The sequence below is a fragment of the Streptomyces sp. NBC_00178 genome (genome assembly GCF_036206005.1).
Taxonomy (GTDB): domain Bacteria; phylum Actinomycetota; class Actinomycetes; order Streptomycetales; family Streptomycetaceae; genus Streptomyces.
This window is the reverse complement of record NZ_CP108143.1, coordinates 2,017,536-2,042,405: the sequence shown is the minus strand read 5'-3', so window position 1 is coordinate 2,042,405 and position 24,870 is coordinate 2,017,536. Positions and strand designations below refer to the sequence as shown.

The window sequence follows — 24,870 nt, the reverse complement described above, 5'->3', positions numbered from 1 at the left end:
CCGCGTCGCAGGAGCCCGCCATGAGTGAAGCCACCGATCGTCCCGTCGACGACGACGCGTGGGCGGAGGCCTGCGCCGAGGACTTCGAAGCGGAGAAGGCCCGTCGCCGGGCACAGTACGGACAGCAGCCCGGTTCCGCCGCCGAGGAGCTCCGCAAGCTGATGGACGCGGTGGCCGACAAGGTCTCCTCGCTCCAGTCGCCGCTGCTCGGCATGGCCGCCCAGGGCACGGTCCAGCAGGTGATCCGGCAGGCCAAGTCCGCGGTCGAGCCGGTCATCGAGCGCAACCCGGAGCTCTTCGACCACCTCGCAGCGGCCGGGAGCGAGCTCATGGCCGCCTACCGCTCGGCCGTCGAGGGCCAGGAGGCCCGCTGGACGAAGGGCACCGAAGGCGCCGGCGGGAGGCCGGGCGGCACCGGAAACACCCCCGGCCCGGCGAAGAAGGCGTCCGACGACCCCTCCGACCCGCGCGACGAGGGCACCGGCGGCAGCGAACAGATCGACCTGGACTGAGACCGACCGGCACATGGGCGGCGGCGTCGCGGGGGTGAGCACGCACATCTGCGGCGTCGTCGTCAATCACCATGGCTCCGCCATGCCTCAATCCTCCGCCTTGCAGCTGCACGCACCCATCCCCGCTCCTTCTTCCACCCCCATGTGCCGGTCGGTCTGACCCTGAACAGGAAATACCCGTCCCCGGCTCGGGTACGGTTGGCCGTAGCGGGGCTCGACCGAAACTGAGGGATTCATGGGACTCACCATCGGCGTCGATATCGGCGGCACGAAGATCGCGGCTGGAGTGGTCGACGAAGAGGGCCGGATCCTCTCGACGTTCAAGGTATCGACCCCGCCGACGGCCGAAGGCATCGTGGACGCGATCAGCGCCGCGGTGTCCGGGGCGAGCGAGGGGCACGACGTCGAGGCCGTCGGCATCGGCGCGGCCGGATACGTCGACGACAAGCGCGCCACCGTGCTGTTCGCTCCGAACATCAACTGGCGTCACGAGCCGCTCAAGGACAAGGTCGAGCAGCGCGTCGGCCTGCCCGTCGTCGTCGAGAACGACGCCAACGCGGCGGCCTGGGGCGAATACCGCTTCGGTGCCGGCCAGGGGCACGACGACGTCATCTGCATCACGCTCGGCACCGGCCTGGGCGGCGGCATCATCATCGGCAACAAGCTGCGCCGGGGACGCTTCGGCGTGGCGGCGGAATTCGGTCATATCCGGGTCGTCCCGGACGGACTCCTCTGCGGCTGCGGCAGCCAGGGCTGCTGGGAGCAGTACGCCTCGGGGCGGGCCCTCGTGCGCTACGCGAAGCAGCGCGCCAACGCCACCCCGGAGAACGCCCAGATCCTGCTGGGGCTGGGGGACGGCTCCGTCGAGGGCATCGAGGGCAAGCACATCAGCGAGGCGGCCCGGCAGGGCTGCCCGGTGGCCGTCGACTCCTTCCGCGAGCTGGCCCGCTGGGCCGGAGCCGGACTGGCCGACCTCGCCTCGCTGTTCGACCCGTCGGCGTTCATCGTCGGCGGGGGCGTCTCGGACGAGGGCGAACTCGTCCTCGACCCGATCCGCAAGTCGTTCCGGCGCTGGCTGATCGGCGGCGAATGGCGTCCGCACGCGCAGGTCCTCGCGGCCCAACTGGGCGGCAAGGCAGGACTGGTGGGCGCGGCCGACCTGGCCCGCCAGGGCTGACCACCCGCCACGGCACGTCCGACGCCCGTCGCGCCCTCCGGGGAGCGGCGGGCGTCCGTCGTAGGGTGCCTCCCATGGTCACGATGCCCACGTCCCTGCCCGACTCCCGTACCGAGCCGGACGGTTCGGCCGTCGTCCGGGTGCTCAGCTACAACGTCCGCTCCCTGCGCGACGACACCGAGGCCCTGGCCCGCGTCATCCGCGCCTGCGCCCCCGACCTGGTGTGCGTCCAGGAGGCGCCGCGCTTCTTCCGCTGGCGCAAGGCCGCCGCCCGGCTCGCGGCCATGACGGACCTGGTGATCCTCGGCGGCGGGGCCACCGCGGCCGGACCGATGCTGTTCTGCTCGCTGCGCGCCACGGTGGAGCGCACCGAGGACATCCTGCTGCCGCTCACCCCCGGGCAGCACCGGCGCGGGCTGGCCACGGCGGTGGTGCGCGTCGCCGGCACCCGGTTCGGCGTCGTGAGCTGCCACCTGAGCCTGCGGAGCGACGAGCGGCACGCCCAGGCGGGCATGGTGCTGGACCGGATCGACGCGATGGGGGTCCCGCACGCGATCGTGGCCGGTGACCTCAACGACGTACCCGAGGGCAAGGCGTTCCGCCGGCTGGCCGGGCGGCTCCAGGACTGCCGCGCCGTACGGCCGTGGGGCGACGATCTGACCTTCCCGCCGGACGCGCCGCGCAAGCGGATCGACGCCGTGTTCGCGACCGAGGGCATCGAGGTGCTGGGCTGCGGCGTCCCCGCCGGCCTCCCCGGTGTGACCGCCGCCGACCTGCGGGCGGCCACGGACCACCTGCCCGTACTGGCCGCCCTCCGGGTGCCCGCGGGCCGATGAGCCCGGGGCGCCGCCGCCCCGGGCGCGGCCGCGTGGGCGAGCCCGCGCGTCAGACCACCGCGCCGCGCCCCGGGTCGTCGTCCTCCTCGTCGTCGTGCGGCATGCGCGCCACCAGGGTGGCGAAGCCGCCCAGGAACCCGCCGATGCAGAGCGTGGTCAGCCACCACGTCATCTCCCACTGCATCAGCACCGCGAGCAGCAGCAGCACCGGCCCGCCGACGACCGCGAGCCAGGCGAACTTCGCCGTCACGTCCGCCTCGGGCAGGGGCGGCGGCTCCGGAGGGACGAAGTGACCCTCGCCGTCGCCGTCCGCGTCGTCGGTGTCACCGCTCGACGGTTCCGCCACCTCGTAGTCACGCGGTCCCGCGACCCCGGGGGCGAAGACGACGGAACCCCCGAGCGGCCTCTTCTCCGAAGGGCCCGCGGAAGCCTTCCCGCCGGTGCCCTTGTCGACGTCCTCGCCGTTCTCCGGACCGCCGTCCAGGACGTTGAGCTGCCCGTCGTCCAGCAGGGCCAGGTCCTCGACCGATTTGAAGGGCTTGGCCCCGGGCGGATCCGGCGGCTCCTCGCCGTAACCCGCGACGATCGCCTCCCAGGCCGCCGCCTCGTCGAGGGGCCGGACCTCCTCCGTGCCCTCGGGGACGGCCGTCCCCTCCGAGGGGCGCGGTTCGCGCTCCTCGTCACTGCCCGCGCGCTCCGCGTCGTGCTCAGCCACCGGACGTGCTTCCCTTCTCGCCTGCGACGGATGCGAGGCGGCCGATGAACCGGTAGCTCTCGTCGAAGATCCGCTCCGCATCGTGGTCCAACGTCGCGACGTGGTAGCTCTGTTCCAGCAGGATCTCCTCGACGTCCCTCGACGACACCCTGCTGAGGATCCGGGCCGAGTCCGCGGGCGGCACGACGTGGTCCTGCGGGCTGTGCAGCAGCACCAGCGGCTGGGTGACCTGGGGCAGGCCGGCGTCGACCAGCCGGAAGAAGGCCCGCAGCGAGTGGGCGGCGTGCAGCGGCACCCGGTCGTAGCCGATCTCCTCGGCGCCCTCCAGCGCGATGTCGCCGGCCAGCCCCTTCGTCGTACGCACCAGGTGCCGGGCGACCGGCAGGGCGTACGCCGACAGGCCGTGCACCTTGTTCGCCGGGTTCACCAGCACCAGGCCGGCGACCGCGTCGCCGTGCTTCGCCGCGAGGCGCAGCGCGAGGGCGCCGCCCATCGAGAGGCCGAAGACGAAGACGCGCTCGCACCGCTCCCGCAGGGACCGCAGCTCCCGGTCGACCTCGGCGTACCAGTCCTGCCAGCCCGTGACCGCCATGTCCTCCCAGCGCGTGCCGTGTCCCGGCAGCAGGGGGAGCGACACGGTCAGCCCGCGCTCGGCGAGATGGTCCGCCCAGGGACGGAGCGACTGCGGCGAGCCCGTGAATCCGTGGCAGAGGAGGACGCCGACCTCTCCGCCCTCGTGGCGGAACGGCTCGGCTCCAGGGAGGACCGGCACCGGGGTCTCCTGTTCGTGAAGAGGGGCGGGGTGCGGGGGGTGTGCGAAAGGATTACTTCACCGTACGCGACCGGACCGACACCGACCAGGGCCGTCACCGCGCGAGCGGTGCTCCCGGGCGCCGGACCACGCCGCCGCGGCTGTGAGGTGCGCCGCAAGGTCCGGGCGGGGGCGGCGGGGGCCCCACGGGTTAAGGTCTCAACGACGGCACACGGGAGGAACACGAGTTGATCTACGGCGCGATGAAGTTCGCCATCGGCGGCTCCCTGAAGCTCGGTTTCAGGCCGTGGGTGGAGGGCCTCGAGAACATCCCCGTCCGGGGGCCGGCGATCCTCGCGAGCAACCACCTGTCCTTCTCCGACTCCTTCTTCCTGCCCGCCGTGCTCGACCGCAAGGTGACGTTCATCGCGAAGGCCGAGTACTTCACCGCGCCCGGTGTGAAGGGCAAGCTCACCGCCGCCTTCTTCAAGGGCGTGGGACAGCTCCCCGTCGACCGCTCCGGCGGACGCGGCGCCGGTGAGGCGGCGATCAGGGCGGGTATCCAGGTCATCGAGAGCGGCGGCCTCTTCGGCATCTACCCGGAGGGCACCCGGTCACCCGACGGACGGCTCTACCGCGGCAAGCCCGGCGGCCTCGCCAGGGTGGCGCTCGCCACCGGTGCCCCCGTCATCCCCGTGGCGATGATCGACACGGAGAAGATCCAGCCGCCCGGCCAGGTGGTGCCCAGGCTCATGCGGCCCGGGATCAGGATCGGTGAGCCCCTCGACTTCACGCGCTACCAGGGCATGGACGGCGACCGCTTCATCCTCCGGTCGGTGACCGACGAGGTCATGTACGAGATCATGAAGCTGTCCGGCCAGGAGTACGTCGACATCTACGCGACCGCGGCGAAGCGGCAGATCGCCGAGGAGTCGAAGAAGAAGAGCGGGTGACGGTCCGGCCGGCGGGACACCGCCGGCCGCCCGCAGCGGGCAGCATGGGCGGGGCGGGGAACCGGGTGAGGGGACACGGGGGACATGGCCGGTCGTGAACGGGTCGTACGGATGTCGGTCGAGCAGCCGCTGTGGCGGGCGCTCACCGCCTACCGCGTGCTGACGCTGGTCTACGCCGTGCTCCTCGCCGGCTTCGGCCGCGAGAAGTACGAGCGCCCCTGGGTCGCCCTCGCCTTCCTGGTGTTCCTCGCCCTGTGGACCGCGGCCACCCTCCCCAGGGTCGCCAACGCGGCGAGCTGCACCAAGCGCTTCCTCGGCCTGGACCTGGTCGTCGCGCTGGCCGGCATCCTGCTGACCCCCCTGGCCGACGCCGACGCCCAGCACACGGACGGCCCGACGCTCCCGTCGATCTGGACCGCCGGTTCGGTCCTCGCCTTCGCCCTCAAGGGCGGCTGGCGGTGGGCCGCCTTCGCGTCCACCCTCGTCGCCGCCGCCAACATCGTCGAGCGCGGGGAGCCCAGCGAGGACACGTTCCACAACGTCCTGCTCGTGTGGGTCGCCTCCATCGCCATCGGCTACGTCGTCGAGGTCGCCCGCGCCAGCGAGCGGACCCTCGCCCGCGCCCTGGAGATCGAGGCCGCGACCCGGGAACGGGAGCGCCTCGCCCGCGACATCCACGACAGCGTCCTCCAGGTCCTGGCCATGGTCCAGCGCCGTGGCACGGCGCTGGGCGGTGAGGCGGCGGAACTCGGCCGGATGGCGGGGGAGCAGGAGGTCGCCCTGCGGACGCTCGTGTCCAGCGGCCTCGTGCCCACGACCCGGGTCTCCGAGGACAGCGCCGAAGGAGCGGTGGTCCGCCGGGTGGACGCGGACCACGACGGCGCCGGGCCCGAGGCGGCCGACGGCGACCTGCGCGCACTCCTCGCCGCGCACGCCGGTTCCAGGGTCACCTTCGCGGAGCCCGGCGCCCCGGTGCTGCTCCCCGTCGCCGCGGCCCGCGAACTCGCCGCCGCCGTGAGCGCCGCGCTGGACAACGTCAGGGCCCACGCGGGCCCGGCCGCCCGCGCCTGGATCCTGGTCGAGGACGAGCCCGGCGAGGTGATCGTCACGGTCCGGGACGACGGCCCCGGCATCCCCGAGGGCCGGCTCGACCAGGCGGAGGGGGAGGGGCGGCTCGGTGTCGCGCTGTCCATCCGCGGACGGCTGCGCGACCTGGGCGGCACAGCAGAGCTGATCTCGGTACCCGGCCAGGGCACCGAGGTCGAGTTGAAGGTTCCGAAGATCCCACGGGGGAAGGCAGGATCGGCCCGATGAGCACGACCGACACACAGGCGTCCGGAGAGCGGCCCATCAAGGTGATGGTCGTCGACGACCATCCCATGTGGCGCGACGCCGTCGCCCGCGATCTGACCGAGTCCGGTTTCGACGTGGTCGCGACCGCCGGCGACGGCCCGAGCGCCGTGCGCCGGGCCGGGGCCGCGAACCCGGACGTCCTGGTGCTCGACCTGAACCTGCCGGGGATGCCCGGCGCCCAGGTCTGCAAGGAGCTCGTCGGCTCCCGTCCCGGGCTGCGCGTCCTGGTGCTGTCGGCCAGCGGCGAACACGCCGACGTGCTGGAGGCGGTCAAGTCCGGGGCGACCGGCTACCTGCTCAAGTCGGCCAGCACCCAGGAGCTGACGGATGCCGTGCGGGCCACCGCCGCGGGCGACCCGGTGTTCACGCCGGGCCTGGCCGGACTCGTGCTCGGCGAGTACCGCAGGCTGGCCTCCGACCCCGCGCCCGTCGCGGCCGACGCCCCGAAGATCCCGCAGCTCACCGAGCGGGAGACCGAGGTCCTGCGGCTGGTCGCCAAGGGCCTCTCGTACAAGCAGATCGCCGAACGCCTGGTCATCTCCCACCGCACGGTGCAGAACCACGTCCAGAACACCCTGGGCAAGCTCCAGCTGCACAACCGGGTGGAGCTGGTGCGCTACGCGATCGAGGCCGGCCTCGACGACGTATGAGCGACAACGACCTTGTGATGCCGAGGAATTGACCGTCCCACCCATCCCGAAGTGACCTGGGTCACCCTTAGCGTGGTCCGTGACGGGCCCCGTGTCGGGCTCACTTCGGCGAAGGGACGCTGCCATGCGGGTCGGAGTACTGACCGGGGGCGGCGACTGCCCCGGCCTCAACGCGGTCATCCGCGCCATCGTCCGCAAGGGCGTGCAGGAGTACGCCTACGACTTCACCGGCTTCCGGGACGGCTGGCGCGGACCGCTGGAGGACAGGACCGTCCCGCTGTCCGTACCCGCGGTGCGGGGCATCCTGCCGCGGGGCGGCACCATCATCGGCTCCTCGCGGACGAACCCGTTCGACGCCGAGCACGCCGGGCAGGGGGTGCGCCGGATCAAGGAGAACCTCGACAAGCACGAGGTCGACTCGCTGATCGTCATCGGCGGCGAGGACACCCTGGGGGTGGCGGCGAGGCTGTCCGACGAGTACGGCGTCAAGCGCGTCGGCGTACCCAAGACCATCGACAACGACCTCTCGGCCACCGACTACACCTTCGGCTTCGACACCGCCGTCGGCATCGCCACCGAGGCCATCGACCGCCTCCACACCACGGCCGAGTCCCACATGCGCGTCCTCGTCGTCGAGGTGATGGGCCGGCACGCCGGCTGGATCGCGCTGCACTCCGGGCTGGCCGGCGGGGCCAACGTCATCCTCATCCCCGAGCAGCGCTTCGACATCGAGCAGGTCTGCGCCTGGGTCGACTCGCGCTTCAGGGCCAGCTACGCGCCGATCGTGGTCGTCGCCGAGGGCGCGGCGCCCGCACACGGGCGGATGATCCTCAAGGACGACACCCACGACTCCTTCGGGCACGTACGGCTCTCCGGCGTCGGCGAGTGGCTCGCCAAGGAGATCGAGCGCCGCACCGGCAAGGAAGCGAGGACCACCGTCCTCGGCCACGTGCAGCGCGGCGGCACCCCGAGCTCCTTCGACCGCTGGCTCGCCACGCGCTTCGGTCTCCACGCCGTCGACGCGGTGCACGACGGAGCGTTCGGCGTCATGGTCGCCCTGCGGGGCACGGACATCGTGCGGGTGCCGATCGCGGACGCCACGGCCCGGCTCAAGACGGTCGACCCCGCCCTCTACGCGGAGGCGGGGGTCTTCTTCGGCTGAGGGGCGCGAGCCGCCCGCGCCCTGCCCTCCGCTCCGGCGGCGTGCCGGGGCGGGGCGCCGTATATTCGCGGAGACCTGGCCCCAGCCCACCCGGGAGACGTCGTGGAGATCCTGGCCTTCGGTGTCCAGTCCGACGAGAAGCCGCTCATCGAGGCGGCCTTCGCCGGGCAGCACGACGTCCGCTGCCTCGACGTCTTCCTCACCGAGGACACCGCCCCGATCGCGGCCGGCTACGAGGTCGTCTCCACGAGCGTCAACGCCGACCTCAGCAGTGGTGTCCTGCGGACGCTGGCGGCCGGAGGAACGCGGATGATCGCCCAGCGGTCCACCGGCTTCAACAACATCGACCTGGAGGTCGCCGAGCGGCTCTCCCTGCGGGTGGCCCGCGTCTCCCACTACTCACCCCACTCGGTCGCCGAGTTCGCGTGGACGCTGGCCATGGCCGTCAACCGCCGCATCGTCCGCGCGGTCGGCCGCACCCGGGACTTCGACTTCAGGCTCGACGGACTCCTCGGCCGGGACATGCACGGACGTACCGCCGGCGTCGTCGGGACCGGGAAGATCGGGGAGGCGTTCACCCGGATCGCCCACGGGTTCGGCATGAACCTGCTGGGCTGGGACGTCGAGGAGAACCCCGCCTGCACCGCCCTCGGCATGACGTACGTCGACAAGGAGCGGCTGCTCGCCGAGGCCGACCTGATCAGCCTCCACGTGCCGCTGCTCCCCGCGACGCACCACCTCATCGGCGCCCCGGCCCTGGCGGCCATGAAGGACGACGCGATCCTGGTCAACTCCAGCCGCGGAGGCCTGGTCGACACCCGCGCCCTCGTCACCGAGCTGCGGGCGGGCCGCTTCACCGGCGTGGGACTCGACGTGTACGAGGCCGAGGCGGGGCTCTTCTACGTCGACAAGTCCCTGGAAGGCGTCGACGACGACACCCTGGCCAGGCTCGTCACCTTCCCGAACGTCATCGTGACCTCGCACCAGGCCTACTACACGAGCGACGCCGTGGGCCAGATCATCGAGGCCACCGTGCGCAACGTCGCCGACTACCTCGCCGGCCGCGGCAGCGAGAACTTCCTGGTGCCCACGAGGTAGGCCGTGCCCGGACTCCTCGTCCCGGCACGGCCCGCTCCCTCAGCCGGGCACCGGCAGCGCCGCCAGCAGCTCGGTCACGATCGTCGCGCCGCGCAGGGTGAGCACCGACTCCGGGTGGAACTGCACCGACGCGAAGCCCCTGCCCCGCAGCGCGTGCAGCTCACCGGTGGCCGGGTCCCGGCTCACCTCGATGCCGTGGGCGCCCAGCTCCGCCGCCGCGGCTTCGTCGCAGCGCGCGGTGAAGCTGTTGTAGAAGCCGACGGTCTCGGGCCTGCCGAAGAGTTCGATCCTGGTCTGCGCCCCCTGGTGGGGCACGTTCTTGCGCACGATCTCCAGGCCGAGCTCCGCCGCGATCAGCTCGTGCCCGAGGCAGACACCCAGCAGCCCGTGCCGATGGTCCCGCACCAGGCCGGCGGCCAGCTCCCGCAGCAGCCGCATCTTCGGGCCGGCCGTGTCCCCGGGGTCGCCCGGGCCGGGCCCCAGCACGACCGGTCCCTCGTGCGCCCGCACGGCCTCCCGCAGCCCGGGCTCGTCGAAGCGGTGCACGGACACCGTGAGGCCCGACGACCGCAGCAGGTGGGCGAGCATCGCCGTGAAGGTGTCCTCGCCGTCCACCACCAGGGCATGGCCGGACAGCTCGGACGTGCGCTCCTGCATCCGGAGCCAGAACGGGGCGAGAGCGCCGCGCCGCCCGTCCAGCGCGGCCTGGACCCGGGGGTCGGAGGCCAGCCGCGGCCGGTCCGCCTCCGCCCCGGGCCGGGCGGGCCCGGCCCCCAGGGCCGCGAGCACCCCCGCCGCCTTCGCACGGGTCTCGGCGACCTCCGCCGCCGGATCGGAGTGGCGGACGAGGGTCGCGCCCACCGGCACGCTCAGCCGGCCGGTCTCCGAGACGTCGGCCGTGCGGATCAGGATCGGCGAGTCGAGGGTCTGCGCGCCTCCCGGCTCCCGGCTCAGCAGGGCCAGGGCGCCCGCGTAGTACCCGCGGCCCCCGGGCTCGTACCGCTCGATGACTCGGCAGGCGTTCTGGACGGGCGACCCTGTGACCGTCGCCGCGAACATGGTCTCCTTCAGGACCTCGCGGACGTCCAGCGAGGAACGCCCGCGCAGCTCGTACTCGGTGTGGGCGAGATGGGCCATCTCCTTGAGCCGCGGCCCGACCACCACCCCGCCCATGTCGCCGACGGTGCACATCATCTTGAGTTCCTCGTCGACCACCATCGACAGCTCCTCGGTCTCCTTGCGGTCGCCGAGGAAGGCGAGCAGGCTCTCGGCGGCCGGCCCCTCGTCCGGGTAGCGGTAGGTCCCGCTGATGGGGTTCATCACCACCGTCCCGCCGGACATCCGCACGTGCACCTCCGGGCTGGCGCCGACCAGCGTCCGGCCGCGCAGCCCCGGCCGCCCGGTGTTCCCCGTGTGCACGACGAACGTCCAGTACGCCCCGCGCTCGCCCTCCAACAGCCGCCGGAACAGCGCCAGGGCGTCCCTGCGCCCGAAGCCGGGGATCTCGCCGCCGAAGGTGCGCCGGATGACGAAGTTCGCCCCCTCGCCCTGCCCGATCTCGTCCTCGACGACCCGCCGGACGATGTCCTCGTACGCGTCGTCGGGGACGTCGAAGCCGCCGGCCTCCACCCGCACGCCGTGGCCGGGCAGCTGCGCGAGGACCTCGGCCAGCGGCAGCTCGCGCACCTCGTCGGCGACCAGCACGGCCAGCGGGGTGCCGTCGTCGCGGACCCCGAACCCGCGCTCGGCGATCTGGCGGAAGGGGACCAGCGCGAGTGAGGGCAGCTCACCCACCGGAAGGTCGGCGAGACGGTCCACCTCGTGCACCGCGCCGGTCAGGATCTCCACGGTGTCGTGGTCCCGTCCGGGCGTGCGCCTGCGCAGCAGCGCGAACGGCGGGGAGTCGTCCCGCAGGAGGTCACGGAGGTCGGGGGAGCGGTGGGACATGGGCGTTCCTTCCGGACGGAGGAACGGCTCCCGGCTCCAGCGAGCAGAGAAGGCCGCCCCTCGGGGCGGCCTTCGCGAAGTCAGTACGCGCGATGATCAGCGGGCCGCCGGATGAGCGGTCCACCACCAGTTCTGGGTCGTCTGCGCGAACATGCCACGAACCTTATCGGATGCGCTGTACAGACGAGCGCACGTCTCATTTGGTGAGCGGGTCGGCTGGACCGCCTCCTCGACCCCGTAGTGTTGTCAAGGTGACCGTGAACGCCAATACCTCCGTCGCCGGTGGCCACACCTGGCGAGACCTTCCCGCGGCGCAGCAGCCCGAGTACCCCGATGCCGAGGCTCTGCGCGACGTGATCGCCGACCTCGAGTCGTATCCCCCGCTCGTCTTCGCCGGCGAGTGCGACCAGCTGCGTGCCCGCCTGGGAGCCGTCGCCAAGGGCGAGGCGTTCCTGCTGCAGGGCGGTGACTGCGCCGAGGCCTTCGACGGCGTCGGCGCCGAGGACATCCGGGCCAAGCTGAAGACGCTGCTCCAGATGAGCGCCGTCCTCACCTACGCCGCCTCCGTGCCGGTCGTGAAGATCGGCCGGATCGCCGGCCAGTACTCCAAGCCGCGCTCGAAGCCCACCGAGACCCGCGACGGCGTGACGCTGCCGACCTACCGGGGCGACTCCGTCAACGGCTTCGAGTTCACCGAGGCCGCCCGCATCCCGGACCCCCAGCGGCTGAAGCAGATGTACCACGCGTCCGCTTCCACCCTGAACCTGGTCCGTGCCTTCACCACCGGCGGGTACGCCGACCTGCGCCAGGTGCACGCCTGGAACCAGGACTTCGTCAAGTCCTCGCCGTCGGGCCAGCGTTACGAGGCCCTGGCCCGCGAGATCGACAACGCGCTGAACTTCATGAAGGCGTGCGGCACGGACCCGGCCGAGTTCAAGGCCGTCGAGTTCTACGCCTCGCACGAGGCCCTGCTGCTGGACTACGAGTCGTCGCTGACCCGGACCGACTCGCGGACCGGGCAGCTCTACGACACCTCGGGCCACATGGTCTGGATCGGTGAGCGCACCCGCCAGATGGACGGCGCGCACATCGAGTTCGCCTCGAAGGTCCGCAACCCCATCGGCATCAAGCTCGGCCCGACGACCACGGTCGACGAGGCGCTCGCCTACGTCGACCGCCTCGACCCCGAGCGCGAGCCCGGCCGGCTGACCTTCATCGTCCGCATGGGCGCCGACAAGGTCCGCGACAAACTGCCCGACCTGGTCGAGAAGGTCACCGCCTCGGGCGCCACCGTCGCCTGGGTGACCGACCCGATGCACGGCAACACCTTCGAGGCCGCGTCCGGCCACAAGACGCGCCGCTTCGACGACGTCCTGGACGAGGTCAAGGGCTTCTTCGAGGTGCACAAGCAGCTGGGGACGCACCCCGGCGGCATCCACGTCGAGCTCACCGGTGACGACGTCACCGAGTGCGTGGGCGGCGGCCACGAGATCTTCGTGGACGACCTGCACCAGCGCTACGAGACGGCCTGCGACCCGCGCCTCAACCGCAGCCAGTCCCTGGACCTGGCCTTCCTGGTCGCCGAGATGTACCGCGACCAGTAGGGATCACTCCCGGTGACACCCGTGGGGCACGGATCGATGTGATCCGTGCCCCACGGTCGTACCCGGGCTTTTGCGTGCGGGAGGTGGCGGGTAAGGTTAGGTTAGCCTCACCGGGAATCGGGACGGCGCAGTGATCGACGACCCGTCGGGAGGTGAACCGCATGTACGTCTGCTCGTGCTTCGGCATCACCGAGGAGCAGGTCAAGAAGCATGCGGACGGCGGAGCCTGCACCCCCCGCCAGATCGCTTCCGCCTGCAAGGCGGGTACGGACTGCGGCGGTTGCGTCCGCAGGATCCAGGCGCTGCTGGGCCGCGGGGACTGCCCCCGCCGCGACCTCGCCGAAGGCCGCACGGCACCGGCGGGCGCCACGACCGCTGAACCGGTCGTGTTCGGCACCACGGCCGACGTCACGCTCTCCGACGCAGCCTGACCTGTCGGCCCCCGCGCGGCCGTGCACCCCCGGGCCGCGTCCGGGTCAGCTCTCCGGCTGCTCGATCAGCTGGGCGATGTAGAGCGGCTCACCGAGCTTCTCCACCAGTTCCAGCTGGGTGTCGAGGTAGTCGATGTGGTGCTCCTCGTCCTCCAGGATGGACTCGAAGATGTTCGCCGAGGTGATGTCGCCCTTGGCCCGCATGATCTCGATGCCGCGCCGGAGCCGGTCGATCGCCTCGACCTCGACCTGGCGGTCGGCCTGGAACATCTCGGTGACCGTCTGGCCGACCCTGACGTGGAAGAGCCGCTGATAGTTGGGCAGGCCGTCGAGGAAGAGGATCCGGTCCGTGAGGATCTCGGCGTGCTTCATCTCGTCGAACGATTCCGACCGCGTGTACTTCGCGAGCTTCGTCCAGCCGAAGTTCTCCTGCATCTTCGCGTGCAGGAAGTACTGATTGATGGCAGTCAATTCGGCGGTCAGCTGTTCGTTCAGGAACTCGAGGACCTCGGGGTCGCCCTGCATCGCAGAGGCTCCTTCCAACCGGTGAACCTGGCATGTCCGGCCGATCCTCGCATCGCGCCATGCGGCCGTCCAGTAAGTGCATGCTTAGTGCGAGTTGCCCGTGATCAACTCTCCCCTGGTCATGACCACCCCTGCCTGTCTGTCACCATGGAGGCATGGGTCAGCCGGAAAGCCGGGAACGCGGCACAGCAGAGCAAGCCGGGCTTCCACCGGGGCAGAGGCTGCAGCGCGGCTGGCCGGTCACCCATTACGGGCCCGTGCCGAAGTTCAAGCCCGACCGCTGGGAGTTCCGGGTCTTCGGGGCCACGGCCGACGGCGACAAGCATTGCTGGAATCACCGGGAATTCTCGGCTCTGCCATTCTCGTCCGTCGAGGCGGACCTCCACTGCGTGACGAAATTCAGCATGCTCGGAGCCGAATGGGGCGGAATCCTCGCGCAGGAGATCGTACGACTCGCACCGCCCGCCCCGCATGTCTCGCATGTGATGGTCTGGGCCGAATACGGATTCAGCTCGAATCTGCGGCTGTCGGACTTCACGTCGGAGGGGACGCTCTTCGCCACGCACAAGGACGGCGAACTGCTCACCGCCGAACACGGTTTCCCGCTGCGGCTGGTGGTGCCGCACCTGTACGCCTGGAAGGGCCCCAAATGGGTCCGGGGCATCGAGTACATGACGGCCGACCGCCGGGGATTCTGGGAGGAGCGCGGCTACCACAACATCGGCGACCCCTGGAGCGAGCAGCGCTACTCCTACCAGGAGGAGCCCGGGGACGGCCCCGAGCTCTGAGCCCCCGGCGGGCCCCGCGGGCCTACGCCGCCGCGGAACTCCGGAGTTCCTTCAGCCGCGCGACGTCCGCGGCATGCCCCTCCTTGCCGCCCGGCGTCTCGATGATCAGCGGAACGCCCTCGGTCGCCGGGTGGGAGAACAGCTCGCGGAACGGCCCGGCGCCGATGTGGCCGGAGCCGATGTTCTCGTGCCGGTCCTTGTGGGCGCCCACCACGTCCTTGGAGTCGTTGGCGTGGATCAGCTTCAGCCGCCCCTCGCCGACCGTGTCCACCAGCAGGTCCAGGGTCTGCCGCATGCCGGACGGCCCGGTCAGGTCGTGTCCCGCCGCGTAGATGTGGCAGGTGTCCAGGCAGACGCCGAGCTTCGGGTGGGAGTCCAGGGCCTCGAAGTACGGGCCGAAGTCCCACGTGCGCGAGCACAGCGAGAAACCCTGGCCGGCCGTCGACTCCAGCAGCAGGAACGGGTCGTCGTCGTGGGTCAGTTCGTCCAGCAGCGGAAGCATGTGCGTACGCACCTGGGCCAGGGCCTCGGCGCGCGGGCGGCCACCGGTCGCGGACCCGGTGTGCACCACCACACCCAGTGCGCCGATGTCCCGGGCCCGGCGCAGCGAGTGCCGCAGGGACACGACCGACCGTTCGACGGTGGCCTCGGTGTGGGAGCCGAAGTTGATCAGGTACGGGGCGTGGACGTAGGCGGGGACCGACTCCGCCTCGCACTGCGCGCGGAACAGGTCGTCCTGCGCGGGGTTCCCGGGCGGCGTCGCCCAGCCTCGCGGATTGGCGACGAAGACCTGCACGGTCTCGGCCGCCAGCTCGCGGGCGTAGCCGAGCCCCGCCTTGGCCAGTCCTCCGGCCACGGGGACGTGGCCGCCTATCGGGTTGCGCATGTGCTGCCGGTCCTTCGCGGTTCTACAGACCCTTGGTCCTGATGGTGATGGTGGAGCCCTCGGGCGCCTGGTCCCCGCCCTCCGTCGACTGACGGGCCACCTTGTCGCTGAACGACAGGAAGGGGCGGTCCACCTCCACCTCGAAGCCCGCCTCCTCCAGTGTGCTCCTGGCCTCGTCGACGTCCTTCCCCGTGACGTCGGGGACGTCGATCATCCGCGGGCCCTTGGAGACGGTCAGCTCCACGGTGTCGCCCTCGGCGGCCTCGGCGCCGCTCGCGGGTGACTGCCTGGCGACCCCGCCCTCGTCCTCGGGGGAGTGGACCCGCACGGGCAGCACCTCGGCCTTCAGCCCCGCCTCCTCCAGCGCGGCCCTCGCCTCGTCGACGCCCATACCCGTCACACCGGGTACGTCGACCGGGCTCCCCTTGCTCACGACCAGGGCGACCGCCGAGTCGGGATGGCGCTCGGCACCGGTCTCCGGGTCCGTGCGGACCACCTCGCCCCGGCCGGTCTCCGCGCTGAACTCCCGGGTCACCATGCCGGGCGCGAGCCCCGACTTCTTCAGCTCCCGCCGGGCGTCGGCGAGCGTCATGCCCCCGACGTCCGGAACCTTCACGATCTCCGGGCCGCGCGAGATCACCAGCCGCACCGCGTCGTTGCCCCGGATGCGCTCGCCCGAGCCGGGATCGCTGCTGATCACCGTCCCGCGCTCCACCGTGTCGCTGTAGGCGCGCTCGACACCCTTCACGTCGAGGCCCTCGTCCGAGAGCCGCCGCTCCGCCGCGCTCTGGGTCTGCCCCAGGAGGGAGGGGACCCGGGTGAACTGCCCCGAGTTGATGTACCAGACACCGGCACCGGCCCCCAGGAACACCAGCACGGCGACGAGCACGGCCACCGCGCCGCGCCGTCCGCGCCCGGCGAGGCGGGAGCGCCGGCCCGTCCGCTCCGGGGGCAGCGGGGGCGGCATCTCCAGCCGGCTGGTGTGGTGCGCGGTGCCCTGGTCCGCGGGGATCACCCGCGGGATCACGCTCGTACGGTCCTCGGCGCCGTCACGGCCCTCCGCGAGGGCCTGCGGCGGTACGGCGTCCAGCTGCTCCTCGGTCAGCGCGCTCCGCTCCGCCCGGGACTCCGCGAGCATCGCCACGGCGTCGTGGGGGCGCAGCTCGGGGCTGCGGGCGGTGGCCGCCGCGACCAGCCGGTCCAGTCCGGCGGCGAGGCCGGGGACGACGGCGGACGGGGCCGGGACGTCCTGGTTGAGGTGCTGGTAGATGACCTGGGCCGCGGTGTCCCCGGCGTGGGGCTTGCCGCCGGTCAGCATCTCGTAGAGCACCACACCGCAGGCGTACACGTCGGAACGGGTGTCGGCGGTGCCCTGCTCGATCTGCTCGGGGGCGAGGTAGGAGACCGTGCCCAGCAGCGAGCCGGTGGTGTCCGTGGCGGTGCCGACCGCGCGGACGAGCCCGAAGTCCGCCACCTTGACCCGGCCGTCGTCGCCTATCAGGACGTTCTCCGGCTTCATGTCCCGGTGCACGAAGCCCGCGCGGTGCGCGGCGCCGAGCGCGGCCAGGACCGGCTCCAGGATGTCCAGTGCGGCCCGGGGCTGCAGGGCGCCGCGCTCGCGCAGCACGTCGCGCAGGGTGCACCCGGCGACGTACTCCATGGCCAGGTAGACGTACGCGCCCTGGGCGCCCTGGTCGAAGACGGCCACGACGTTGGGGTGCGCGAGCAGGGCGACGGACTTCGCCTCGCGGATGAAGCGCTCGACGAAGGCGACGTCCGTCGCCAGCGCCGGATGCATCACCTTGAGCGCGAGCACGCGGTCGAGCCGGGTGTCCACGGCCCGGTAGACCGTGGCCATGCCGCCGACGGCGATACGCGCGTCGATGCGGTAGCGGCCGTCGAGCAGCTGCCCGACGAGAGGGTCCTGGAGGGTCGTGTCCACGGAGCGAGTCTACGAGCTGCGACGGACACGACGGGCGGCCCCGGGGACCCCCGGGGCCGTTCCGGTGCCGAGCCGTGACAGGCGCATGCACGTGCTGTGACCAGGAGGCCGCCGCCGGTGCCCCCGGTCAGAAGGCGGGGCGCTCCGGATCCAGCGCCGCCCTGCCCTCCGCGGGTGACGAAGCCTCGGCGAAATGGCGGCGGGGGATGCGACCCGCCCGGTACGCCAGGCGACCGCCCTCCACCGCGTGCCGCATCGCGGCGGCCATCAGCTCCGGCTCCTGCGCCCGGGTCACCGCCGAGGCGAGCATCACGGCGGAGCAGCCCAGCTCCATCGCCAGCGCCGCGTCCGAGGCGGTCCCGGCCCCGGCGTCCAGGATCACCGGCACCCCGGCCCGCTCGACGATCAGCTGGAAGTTGTGCGGGTTGCGGATGCCGAGGCCGGAGCCGATCGGGGAGCCGAGCGGCATGACCGCCGCACACCCCACGTCCTCCAGCCGGCGGGCCAGCACCGGGTCGTCGTTCGTGTAGGGCAGGACCGTGAAGCCGTCGTCGACCAGGGTCTCGGCGGCGTCCAGCAGCTCCACCGGGTCGGGCAGCAGCGTGCGCTCGTCCGCCACGACCTCCAGCTTGATCCAGTCGGTGCCGAGCGCCTCCCGGGCCAGCCGCGCGGTCAGGACGGCCTCGCCGGCGGTGAAGCAGCCGGCGGTGTTCGGCAGGACCCGCACGGCGAGACGCTCCAGGACCGAGAGCACCGAACCCCGCACGGTCGGGTCGAGCCGTCGCATCGCCACGGTGGTGAGCTCGGTGCCGGAGGCGGTCAGTGAGCGCTCCAGCACGTCGAGGCTGGGCGCCCCGCCCGTCCCCATGATCAGCCGTGAGGTGAAGGAGGCCGAGCCGAGGGTGAAGAGGTCGTCGGACATGGTCAGCCTCCCTGGACCGCGGTGAGGATCTCGACGCGGTCGCCGTCGGCGAGCGCGGTGGCGGACCACTGGCCGCGCGGGACGACGGCCTCGTTGACGGCGGCGGCCACTCCCGAGGGGGCCGCGGTGAGCTCGGCGACGAGGGTGTCCAGGGCGGTGCCGGCGGGAAGCGCGCGGTCCTCCCCGTTCACGGACACGGAAACGGACACGGGGACGCCGGCGGGCACGGACTGTGTCATAGGGACTGCTCCTGCTGCACGGGGGTGGTGCCTGGACGGGGGGAGGCCTCCGCAGCCGTCGGCGGGAGGGGACGGGGAGCCGGGGTGAAGCGGGACGGTGCGAAGGGGCGGGCCACCTCGGGCAGCTCGCCGGTCGTCAGTGCGTGGGCCATCACCTCGCCCGTGACGGGGGTCAGCAGCACCCCGTTGCGGTGGTGTCCGGTCGCGAGCTGCAGGCCGGGCAGGGCGGTCGGGCCGAGCAGCGGGGCGTTGTCCGGCGAGGCCGGCCGCAGACCCGCACGCGTCTCGGTCAGCGGAAGTTCGGTGATGCCGGGGACCAGCTCGTGGGCGTCGCGCAGGAGTTCGTAGACCCCGCCGGCGGTGACGGTGGTGTCCCAGCCCAGCTCCTCGGTGGTCGCCCCGACCACCAGCTCGCCGTCGGCGCGCGGGACGAGATAGACGTGGCTGCCGCGCACGACGGCACGGACGGTCCTGCTGAGGAAGGGGGCGTACGCGGCCGGGACGGTCAGCCGCAGCACCTGCCCCTTGACCGGGCGCACGGGCGGCAGGACCGCCTCGGGTATCCCGGCGAGGCGGCCGCTGAGGCTTCCCCCGGCCAGGACCACCTGATCAGCCGGCAGCTCCGACCCGTCCCGGAGCGCCACCCCCGTGGCGCGGCCGTGCGTGACGCGCAGCCGCTCGGCCCAGGAGCGCCGGAAGGACACCCCAGCCCGCTCGCACGCCGTGACCAGGGCGGACGCGAGGCGCCTCGGATCCACCTGATGATCGCCGTCGACCCGCAGCCCGCCCCGCACACCCGGGGCGAGCATCGGCTCCAGCCGCCGGCACTCGCGTCCGCTGAGCCACTCGGAATCCAGACCCGAGCGCTGCTGCAGCGCGTGCAGGTCCCGCAGGTGGGCCCGGTCGTCGGAGTCCAGCGCGACGGACAGGGTGCCGCAGGCGCGGAAGCCGGTCCTCCGGCCGCTCGCCTCCTCCAGCTCGGCCACGAACTCCGGATAACGCGCCGCGGAGGCCAGGTTGAGGCCGAGCAGCATCTGCTCGCCGTAGTGCAGTTCGGTGACGGCCGCCAGCATCCCGGCCGCGACCCGGGCCGCACCGCCACCCGGTTCGGGGTCCACGAGCGTGACGCCCAGACCGCGCTGGGCGGCCCGCCAGGCGGTCACCAGACCGATGACGCCGCCTCCGACGACCAGGACGTCGGAACCGTCTGCGGAGATGCGCATGGGCGTCCAGCCCCTCCCTTCGCCGGCATGACCCGGATCAGGTTCGTACGGTCGGAGGCCGGTCAGCCTCCCTCTCAGCCCGGTGCGCCCGGACTCCCGCGAGTGTCTTACGGTGGCCAGCCTAGACCCCGCCCCCTCCGCGCAGTAAGGGAGCACCGCCCGTGGCCCGTTCACTCGACGGACTCGTCCTGTCACCCGTCGCCGACCAGGCTCCCGGCCAGGTCGGTACCGGAACCCGCTTCGCCTACCGTGAGCTGGACGGCCGGATCTGGGCCGACTACGCGGGCGGCGGCATCGTCCACGGCCACCTCGTCGGCACCCGCGAGGCCGACGTCCTGGACTTCCGCTACGTCCAGTTGACGCGGGACGGCGCGACCGCCTCCGGCCACTGCGTCTCGACGGTCACGGACCTGCCCGACGGCCGCGTCCGGCTGGACGAGGAGTGGGAGTGGGAGTCGCGTGAGGGCAGCGGGACGAGCGTGGTGGAAGAGGCCTTGAGCTGACGTCACGTCACGTGATTAGGGTGGACACGTGAGCGATCTGACGCAGGAACCGGCAGGAGGACCCCGGCCGCACGGGGTCGTGGTCGTGGGCGCGGGCATGGCAGGCGTACAGACCGCCGTGGCCCTGCGCGAACAGGGCTACGCCGGCCCGGTCACCCTGGTCGGGGCCGAACCGCACCAGCCGTACGACCGGCCGCCGCTGTCCAAGGCGGTCCTGCTCGGCAAGGCCGAGGACTCCGCCTTCGACGTCGACTTCGAGGAGCTGGACATCACCCTGCGCCTCGGGCTCGACGTGACCGGTCTGCGCGCGGGGGCCCACGAACTGGACACCGCGGAGGGACCCGTCGGCTACGACGTACTGGTCGTCGCCACCGGCGCGGAACCCGTCGTGCTGCCCGGCTCCGAGGGCGTACCCGGCGTCCATCTGCTGCGCACCCTCGACGACGCCGCACGGCTGAGGCCCGTCCTGGAGCGGCAGCACGACGTGGTCGTCGTCGGAGCGGGCTGGATCGGGGCCGAGTTCACCACCGCGGCCCGCGCCGCCGGCTGCGAGGTGACCGTCGTCGAGGCCGCCGACCGGCCCCTGGCCGGCACGATGCCCGCCGAAGTGGCGGCCCCCATGGCCGCCTGGTACGCCGAGAGCGGAGCCCGGCTCCTCACGGGAGCCCGGGTCGCCCACGTCGAACCGGGCACCGTCCGCCTCACGGACGGCCGGACGGTCCCCGCCGGGGCCGTGGTCGTCGGGATCGGGGCCCGGCCGGCGACCGCGTGGCTCGCCGGTTCGGGCATCGCGCTCGGCCCGGACGGCTCGGTCACGACCGACAGCGCCCTGCGCACCTCGCTGCCCGACGTGTACGCGGTGGGCGACTGCGCGTCCTTCCCCTCCGCCCGCTACGGCGAACGCCTGCTGGTCCACCACTGGGACAACGCCCTCCAGGGCCCCCGGACCGTCGCCGCGGCCCTCGCCGGCGGGGTGAGCGAGGCGTACGACCCCGTGCCCTACTTCTGGTCCGAGCAGTTCGGGCGCTTCGTGCAGTACGCCGGCCACCACACCCGCGCCGAGACGCTGCTGTGGCGCGGAGACCCCGCACAGCGCTCCTGGACGGTCTGCTGGTTGCGGGACGGGGTCCTGGTCGCCGTGCTGGCCGTCGACCGGCCGCGCGACCTGGCCCAGGGCCGCAGACTGGTCGAAGCGGGGGCCCGGATCGATCCGGCCCGCGCGGCCGACTCCTCCGTACCGCTGAAATCGACGGTCCTCCCGGAGCACTGACGGCCCCGTACGGTCGGCCCGGGTACCGACTGTCGGTCCGGGATGGCACGCTTGTCCTTGTGACCGAGATTGACGCAAAGATCGATGCACTCGTCCCCGCCTGGCTCCACCTTCCTGACATCGCGGAAATGCTCGATGTGCAGGTGACGCGGGTACGGCAGCTGGTCAAGGAGGGCCAGCTCATCGCCGTACGCCGTGGTGAGAACCGGGCGCTCCAGGTGCCTGCCGCCTTCATCGACGGCGACAAGGTGGTCAAGGGCCTCGCGGGGACCCTGACGCTCCTGAGGGACGACGGCTACAACGACGAAGAGATGCTGGACTGGCTCTTCACCCCCGACCCGACCCTGCCCGGGACTCCCGCGCAGGCCCTGAGCGAGAATCGCGGTACGGAGGTGAAGCGCCGGGCCCAGGCGCTCGCCGTCTGACCGGACGACCGTGAGCCGGGTGCGGACCGTGGCACACGCGGCCCGCACCCGGGCCTCCCGTGCGGCGGTCCGCCGGCTCACCCGTGATCCATCGACGCACCACCCGGGGGGAACTCATCATGTCCACGCTCCGCGACAGGCTCTCGGACGCCCGTCTCTACCTGTGCACGGACGCCCGCAAGCGACAGGGCGACCTGCCCGAATTCCTCGACGCGGTGCTGGCCTCCGGTGTCGACGTCGTCCAGCTGCGCGACAAGGGCATGGAGGCGGCCGAGGAGCTCGAACACCTCGCGGTGTTCGCCGACGCGTGCAAGCGCCACGGCGCGCTCCTCGCGGTGAACGACCGCGCCGACGTCGCCCACGCCATCGGCTCCGACGTGCTGCACCTCGGGCAGGGCGACCTCCCGGTGCCCGCGGCCCGCGCCGTGATCGGCGACGACGCCGTGATCGGCCGCTCCACCCACGCCGAGTCCGAGGTCGACGCAGCCGTCGCCGAGGCCGGCGTCGACTACTTCTGCACCGGGCCGTGCTGGCCCACCCCCACCAAGCCCGGCCGCCACGCCCCGGGTCTCGGCCTGGTGCGCTACGCGGCCTCGCTCGGCACGGCCCGGCCGTGGTTCGCCATCGGCGGGATCGACGCGGGCAACCTCGACGAGGTCCTGGACGCGGGCGCCCGCCGCGTCGTCGTCGTACGCGCGATCACCGAGGCCGAGGATCCGGCGGCGGCCGCCGAGGCCCTGGCCCGGCGCGTCCGGGCCCGCGCCCTCTGAGCGGGCGCGCCGGGTCCGTGCCTCGGTGCGAGGCGCGCCGGCGTGCCGTGGACGGCGCCCCGGCGGCCGGGGCCGGTCCGGTGCTGGTCGTCCCCGGGTCGTCTCCGGCGGGCGGTGTCCGAGTGGTGGACAACAGCCACCTCATTCCGGTCAATTCGCTCAGTCCGGTTGGGGGAGCGCCCGGCCCTGGTTAACCTCCCAGTATGGCCCTTGGCACACCTTCCACCAGGACAGATCACGCGCGCACCGTGCGTGAGCTGCTCGCGTCCGGTGAGACGTCGTACTCGTTCGAGTTCTGGGCGCCCAAGACCGAGAAGGGCGAGCGGAATCTCTGGAACGCGCTGCGGCGCGTCGAGGCCGTGGGGCCGAGCTTCGTCTCCGTGACGTACGGGGCCGGAGGGTCGACGCGCGCCGGGACGGTGCGGGCCACCCAGCAGATCGCCGCGGACTCCACGCTCACCCCGGTCGCCCACCTCACCGCCGTCGACCACTCCGTCGCCGAACTGCGCAACATGGTCGGGCAGTACGCCGACGCCGGCATCAGGAACATCCTCGCCGTGCGCGGTGACCCGCCGGGCGACCCCATGGGTGAGTGGGTCGAACATCCGCAGGGCGTCCGGTACGCCGCCGACCTGGTCCGCCTCATCAAGGAGGCCGGTGACTTCTGCGTCGGCGTGGCCGCGTTTCCCGAGATGCATCCGCGGTCGGCCGACTGGGACACCGACATCGGTCATTTCGTGGACAAGTGCCGCGCCGGTGCCGACTACGCGATCACCCAGATGTTCTTCCATCCGGAGAGCTATCTCCAGATGCGTGACCGGGTGGTCGCCGCGGGTTGCGACACCCCGGTCATCCCCGAGGTGATGCCCCTCACCAGCGTCCGGCAGCTCGAACGATTCGCCCAGCTCAGCAACGCGTCCCTGCCGGCCCCGCTGAAAGAGCGGATCCTCGCCGCGAAGGACGACCCGGCCGCTGTACGCTCCATTGGCATCGAGTTCGCCACGGAGTTCTGCGCGAAACTGCTCTCCGAGGGTGTCCCGGGGCTGCACTTCATCACGCTCAACAACTCGACGGCGACACTTGAGATCTACGAGAATCTCGGACTGCACAAGCAGTCGTGACCGGCCGTACCCGCCACCGACCGGGGCGGTGGCCGTAGGAGGGGGCGGGCGTGGGCTGGACGGTCCTCTACATCGCATTCGGCATAGTGGCGCTGTGGCTGCTGGGCGAGGTGCTGCTGCAGTACAAGGCGCGGCTCCGCTGGCGGTTGCTGGCCTTCTGCGGCTTCCTCGGCGTCGTCCTCGGCGTGCTGATCCCGTCCGTGCTGGTGATCGCGCTCGGAGCGATCGCCTTCGCGACGGGGCAGACGTACGTGACGCTCTCCTTCAGACGCGGTTTCTCCACCGGCTGGGCCCTCGGCGGCAGTCCGGGTGAGAGCCGCCGGCGGCGCGGTGCCGGAGCGTCCGCCCCCCAGCAGCCCGTGCTCGAGGTGTCCGACCTGGAGTACGAGGGGGCCGCCCCGTCCCCGTCCATGCCGCCGGAGCACGACCAGCCCGCAGCGGTCTACGAACCGCAGCCGATGCCGGACGACACCGGGCAGTACGGCGTCTACACCGACCCCGCCCCGGCCGGCGGCGAACAGCAGCCGCAGTACGCCGGGTACGACGCCTACGACGGCTACGGGCAGCAGCAGGCGCCCCAGGGCTCCTACGGCGACGGCAGCGGCGGCTACCCGGGCCAGGACGCCTACCAGGACCAGGGCATCCATCCCGGCCAGCACACCTATCAGCCGCAGGAGACCTTCCAGGCGCAGGGCACCTACACGGGGCACTACGACTACGCACCCGACGCGACGGGATACCCCGCGTACGCCGACCCGTACGCCGCGGCGGGCACCGACGGAACCGGGCAGTACCCCGCGTACGACAACGGCTACGACACCTCCGGGTACGGCGGCCAGGGGCAGGGCTACGACCCGTCCCAGGGGGGCGCGCACCAGTCCGCCGACCCGTACGCGGGCCAGTACTCCACCGACACCCCGCCCGGCGGGGTATGGGTCCCGCAGCAGCGCGAGAGCGGTCAGCACCTGCCGCTGCCGCCGGAGGAACCCGTCCAGCCCGGGAGCTACGGCAACGGCTACGACACCGGCCAGAACGAGCAGTACCGCTACTGACCGCACGGCGGACGC

At 72.4% G+C, this 24,870-nt stretch carries 27 protein-coding genes and 1 riboswitch; of the genes, 17 read left to right on the top strand and 10 right to left on the bottom strand.

Annotated features, from left to right (window positions below; genetic code table 11):
* The first annotated feature begins 20 nt into the window (after window positions 1-20).
* The 3 genes from OHT61_RS08800 to OHT61_RS08790 all read left to right on the top strand — a co-directional run bounded on the left by OHT61_RS08800 (window position 21) and on the right by OHT61_RS08790 (window position 2,525).
* On the top strand, window positions 21-512 hold the full coding sequence (locus OHT61_RS08800; protein WP_329036579.1) for a DUF5304 domain-containing protein: 492 nt from the start codon (window positions 21-23) through the stop codon (window positions 510-512).
* Between the two features lie 235 nt (window positions 513-747).
* On the top strand, window positions 748-1,689 hold the full coding sequence (locus OHT61_RS08795) for an ROK family glucokinase (RefSeq protein ID WP_329036577.1): 942 nt from the start codon (window positions 748-750) through the stop codon (window positions 1,687-1,689).
* Between the two features lie 74 nt (window positions 1,690-1,763).
* Window positions 1,764-2,525 carry an endonuclease/exonuclease/phosphatase family protein gene (locus OHT61_RS08790; RefSeq protein WP_329036575.1) on the top strand — a complete coding sequence of 254 codons (762 nt, stop codon included), beginning with the start codon at window positions 1,764-1,766 and terminating at the stop codon, window positions 2,523-2,525.
* A 49-nt stretch (window positions 2,526-2,574) separates the two neighbouring features.
* Here the strand turns inward: OHT61_RS08790 and OHT61_RS08785 are convergent, their stop codons facing one another.
* Window positions 2,575-3,240: a hypothetical protein gene (locus OHT61_RS08785; RefSeq protein WP_329036573.1), complete on the bottom strand. Its 666-nt coding sequence runs from the start codon at window positions 3,238-3,240 to the stop codon at window positions 2,575-2,577.
* On the bottom strand, window positions 3,233-4,012 hold the full coding sequence (locus tag OHT61_RS08780; RefSeq protein WP_329036571.1) for an alpha/beta hydrolase: 780 nt from the start codon (window positions 4,010-4,012) through the stop codon (window positions 3,233-3,235). The genes OHT61_RS08785 and OHT61_RS08780 overlap by 8 nt, the downstream gene beginning before the upstream one ends.
* Before the next feature lie 227 nt (window positions 4,013-4,239).
* Between OHT61_RS08780 and OHT61_RS08775 the strand changes: the two genes are divergently transcribed.
* From OHT61_RS08775 to OHT61_RS08755, 5 genes are all read left to right on the top strand, one after another.
* Complete coding sequence (locus tag OHT61_RS08775) at window positions 4,240-4,944, top strand: lysophospholipid acyltransferase family protein (RefSeq protein WP_329036569.1); 705 nt, start codon at window positions 4,240-4,242, stop codon at window positions 4,942-4,944.
* A gap of 84 nt (window positions 4,945-5,028) precedes the next feature.
* Complete coding sequence (gene macS, locus OHT61_RS08770; RefSeq protein WP_329036567.1) at window positions 5,029-6,258, top strand: MacS family sensor histidine kinase; 1,230 nt, start codon at window positions 5,029-5,031, stop codon at window positions 6,256-6,258.
* Complete coding sequence (locus OHT61_RS08765) at window positions 6,255-6,947, top strand: response regulator transcription factor (protein WP_329036565.1); 693 nt, start codon at window positions 6,255-6,257, stop codon at window positions 6,945-6,947. The genes macS and OHT61_RS08765 overlap by 4 nt, the downstream gene beginning before the upstream one ends.
* Window positions 6,948-7,071: 124 nt before the next feature.
* Window positions 7,072-8,109, top strand: a complete 1,038-nt coding sequence (locus OHT61_RS08760; protein ID WP_329036563.1) for a 6-phosphofructokinase — start codon at window positions 7,072-7,074, stop codon at window positions 8,107-8,109.
* A 102-nt stretch (window positions 8,110-8,211) separates the two neighbouring features.
* Complete coding sequence (locus OHT61_RS08755; RefSeq protein ID WP_329036561.1) at window positions 8,212-9,207, top strand: 2-hydroxyacid dehydrogenase; 996 nt, start codon at window positions 8,212-8,214, stop codon at window positions 9,205-9,207.
* Window positions 9,208-9,246: 39 nt separating this feature from the next.
* Here the strand turns inward: OHT61_RS08755 and OHT61_RS08750 are convergent, their stop codons facing one another.
* Entirely contained in the window at window positions 9,247-11,154 is a 1,908-nt protein-coding gene (locus OHT61_RS08750; RefSeq protein ID WP_329036559.1) for an anthranilate synthase family protein, read from the bottom strand.
* A gap of 96 nt (window positions 11,155-11,250) precedes the next feature.
* The gene (locus OHT61_RS32490; protein ID WP_124277238.1) at window positions 11,251-11,307 is read right to left on the bottom strand and encodes a trp operon leader peptide; all 57 of its coding nucleotides are present in this window, start codon (window positions 11,305-11,307) and stop codon (window positions 11,251-11,253) included.
* Between the two features lie 104 nt (window positions 11,308-11,411).
* On the opposite strand from OHT61_RS32490, the gene OHT61_RS08745 reads away from it, so the two are divergent.
* Both OHT61_RS08745 and OHT61_RS08740 read left to right on the top strand, forming a co-directional pair.
* The gene (locus tag OHT61_RS08745) at window positions 11,412-12,758 is read left to right on the top strand and encodes a class II 3-deoxy-7-phosphoheptulonate synthase (protein ID WP_329036557.1); all 1,347 of its coding nucleotides are present in this window, start codon (window positions 11,412-11,414) and stop codon (window positions 12,756-12,758) included.
* 161 nt (window positions 12,759-12,919) lie between these two features.
* Window positions 12,920-13,189 carry a (2Fe-2S)-binding protein gene (locus tag OHT61_RS08740; RefSeq protein WP_329036555.1) on the top strand — a complete coding sequence of 90 codons (270 nt, stop codon included), beginning with the start codon at window positions 12,920-12,922 and terminating at the stop codon, window positions 13,187-13,189.
* Window positions 13,190-13,234: 45 nt separating this feature from the next.
* On the opposite strand, the gene bfr is transcribed toward OHT61_RS08740, so the two are convergent.
* Window positions 13,235-13,714, bottom strand: a complete 480-nt coding sequence (gene bfr / locus OHT61_RS08735; RefSeq protein ID WP_329036554.1) for a bacterioferritin — start codon at window positions 13,712-13,714, stop codon at window positions 13,235-13,237.
* A gap of 155 nt (window positions 13,715-13,869) precedes the next feature.
* On the opposite strand from bfr, the gene OHT61_RS08730 reads away from it, so the two are divergent.
* Window positions 13,870-14,502 (top strand): sulfite oxidase-like oxidoreductase, encoded by a 633-nt coding sequence (locus OHT61_RS08730; RefSeq protein WP_329036553.1) that lies wholly within the window; start codon window positions 13,870-13,872, stop codon window positions 14,500-14,502.
* Window positions 14,503-14,524: 22 nt separating this feature from the next.
* Here the strand turns inward: OHT61_RS08730 and OHT61_RS08725 are convergent, their stop codons facing one another.
* The 5 genes from OHT61_RS08725 to thiO form a co-directional block, all read right to left on the bottom strand.
* Entirely contained in the window at window positions 14,525-15,388 is an 864-nt protein-coding gene (locus tag OHT61_RS08725) for a deoxyribonuclease IV (RefSeq protein ID WP_329036552.1), read from the bottom strand.
* 22 nt (window positions 15,389-15,410) lie between these two features.
* Complete coding sequence (gene pknB, locus OHT61_RS08720) at window positions 15,411-17,330, bottom strand: Stk1 family PASTA domain-containing Ser/Thr kinase (protein ID WP_329036551.1); 1,920 nt, start codon at window positions 17,328-17,330, stop codon at window positions 15,411-15,413.
* A 127-nt stretch (window positions 17,331-17,457) separates the two neighbouring features.
* On the bottom strand, window positions 17,458-18,252 hold the full coding sequence (locus OHT61_RS08715; protein ID WP_329036550.1) for a thiazole synthase: 795 nt from the start codon (window positions 18,250-18,252) through the stop codon (window positions 17,458-17,460).
* A gap of 2 nt (window positions 18,253-18,254) precedes the next feature.
* Window positions 18,255-18,491: a sulfur carrier protein ThiS gene (gene thiS / locus OHT61_RS08710; RefSeq protein WP_329036549.1), complete on the bottom strand. Its 237-nt coding sequence runs from the start codon at window positions 18,489-18,491 to the stop codon at window positions 18,255-18,257.
* The gene (gene thiO / locus OHT61_RS08705; RefSeq protein WP_329036548.1) at window positions 18,488-19,714 is read right to left on the bottom strand and encodes a glycine oxidase ThiO; all 1,227 of its coding nucleotides are present in this window, start codon (window positions 19,712-19,714) and stop codon (window positions 18,488-18,490) included. The genes thiS and thiO overlap by 4 nt, the downstream gene beginning before the upstream one ends.
* Window positions 19,712-19,824, bottom strand: a riboswitch (TPP riboswitch). Its footprint overlaps the gene before it by 3 nt.
* A gap of 51 nt (window positions 19,825-19,875) precedes the next feature.
* Here thiO and OHT61_RS08700 point away from each other — a divergent pair.
* From OHT61_RS08700 to OHT61_RS08675, 6 genes are all read left to right on the top strand, one after another.
* Entirely contained in the window at window positions 19,876-20,217 is a 342-nt protein-coding gene (locus OHT61_RS08700) for a hypothetical protein (RefSeq protein WP_329036546.1), read from the top strand.
* Between the two features lie 97 nt (window positions 20,218-20,314).
* Window positions 20,315-21,487, top strand: coding sequence for an NAD(P)/FAD-dependent oxidoreductase (locus OHT61_RS08695; protein ID WP_329043157.1), 1,173 nt, complete (start codon window positions 20,315-20,317; stop codon window positions 21,485-21,487).
* Window positions 21,488-21,546: 59 nt separating this feature from the next.
* Entirely contained in the window at window positions 21,547-21,912 is a 366-nt protein-coding gene (locus tag OHT61_RS08690) for an Rv2175c family DNA-binding protein (RefSeq protein ID WP_329036543.1), read from the top strand.
* Between the two features lie 119 nt (window positions 21,913-22,031).
* Window positions 22,032-22,682 (top strand): thiamine phosphate synthase, encoded by a 651-nt coding sequence (gene thiE / locus OHT61_RS08685; RefSeq protein ID WP_329036541.1) that lies wholly within the window; start codon window positions 22,032-22,034, stop codon window positions 22,680-22,682.
* 203 nt (window positions 22,683-22,885) lie between these two features.
* Window positions 22,886-23,803: a methylenetetrahydrofolate reductase [NAD(P)H] gene (gene metF / locus OHT61_RS08680; RefSeq protein WP_329036539.1), complete on the top strand. Its 918-nt coding sequence runs from the start codon at window positions 22,886-22,888 to the stop codon at window positions 23,801-23,803.
* Window positions 23,804-23,853: 50 nt separating this feature from the next.
* Window positions 23,854-24,855, top strand: coding sequence for a hypothetical protein (locus OHT61_RS08675; RefSeq protein WP_329036537.1), 1,002 nt, complete (start codon window positions 23,854-23,856; stop codon window positions 24,853-24,855).
* The last annotated feature ends 15 nt before the right edge of the window (window positions 24,856-24,870 follow it).

Coding starts and splice junctions, on each gene's coding strand:
- OHT61_RS08800 (WP_329036579.1), top strand. CDS start 21: ATGAGTGAAGCCACCGATCGTCCCGTCGACGACGACGCGTGGGCGGAG.
- OHT61_RS08795 (WP_329036577.1), top strand. CDS start 748: ATGGGACTCACCATCGGCGTCGATATCGGCGGCACGAAGATCGCGGCT.
- OHT61_RS08790 (WP_329036575.1), top strand. CDS start 1,764: ATGGTCACGATGCCCACGTCCCTGCCCGACTCCCGTACCGAGCCGGAC.
- macS (WP_329036567.1), top strand. CDS start 5,029: ATGGCCGGTCGTGAACGGGTCGTACGGATGTCGGTCGAGCAGCCGCTG.
- OHT61_RS08765 (WP_329036565.1), top strand. CDS start 6,255: ATGAGCACGACCGACACACAGGCGTCCGGAGAGCGGCCCATCAAGGTG.
- OHT61_RS08760 (WP_329036563.1), top strand. CDS start 7,072: ATGCGGGTCGGAGTACTGACCGGGGGCGGCGACTGCCCCGGCCTCAAC.
- OHT61_RS08750 (WP_329036559.1), bottom strand. CDS start 11,154: ATGTCCCACCGCTCCCCCGACCTCCGTGACCTCCTGCGGGACGACTCC.
- OHT61_RS08740 (WP_329036555.1), top strand. CDS start 12,920: ATGTACGTCTGCTCGTGCTTCGGCATCACCGAGGAGCAGGTCAAGAAG.
- bfr (WP_329036554.1), bottom strand. CDS start 13,714: ATGCAGGGCGACCCCGAGGTCCTCGAGTTCCTGAACGAACAGCTGACC.
- OHT61_RS08730 (WP_329036553.1), top strand. CDS start 13,870: ATGGGTCAGCCGGAAAGCCGGGAACGCGGCACAGCAGAGCAAGCCGGG.
- OHT61_RS08725 (WP_329036552.1), bottom strand. CDS start 15,388: ATGCGCAACCCGATAGGCGGCCACGTCCCCGTGGCCGGAGGACTGGCC.
- OHT61_RS08715 (WP_329036550.1), bottom strand. CDS start 18,252: ATGTCCGACGACCTCTTCACCCTCGGCTCGGCCTCCTTCACCTCACGG.
- thiS (WP_329036549.1), bottom strand. CDS start 18,491: ATGACACAGTCCGTGCCCGCCGGCGTCCCCGTGTCCGTTTCCGTGTCC.
- thiO (WP_329036548.1), bottom strand. CDS start 19,714: ATGCGCATCTCCGCAGACGGTTCCGACGTCCTGGTCGTCGGAGGCGGC.
- OHT61_RS08695 (WP_329043157.1), top strand. CDS start 20,315: ATGGCAGGCGTACAGACCGCCGTGGCCCTGCGCGAACAGGGCTACGCC.
- thiE (WP_329036541.1), top strand. CDS start 22,032: ATGTCCACGCTCCGCGACAGGCTCTCGGACGCCCGTCTCTACCTGTGC.
- metF (WP_329036539.1), top strand. CDS start 22,886: ATGGCCCTTGGCACACCTTCCACCAGGACAGATCACGCGCGCACCGTG.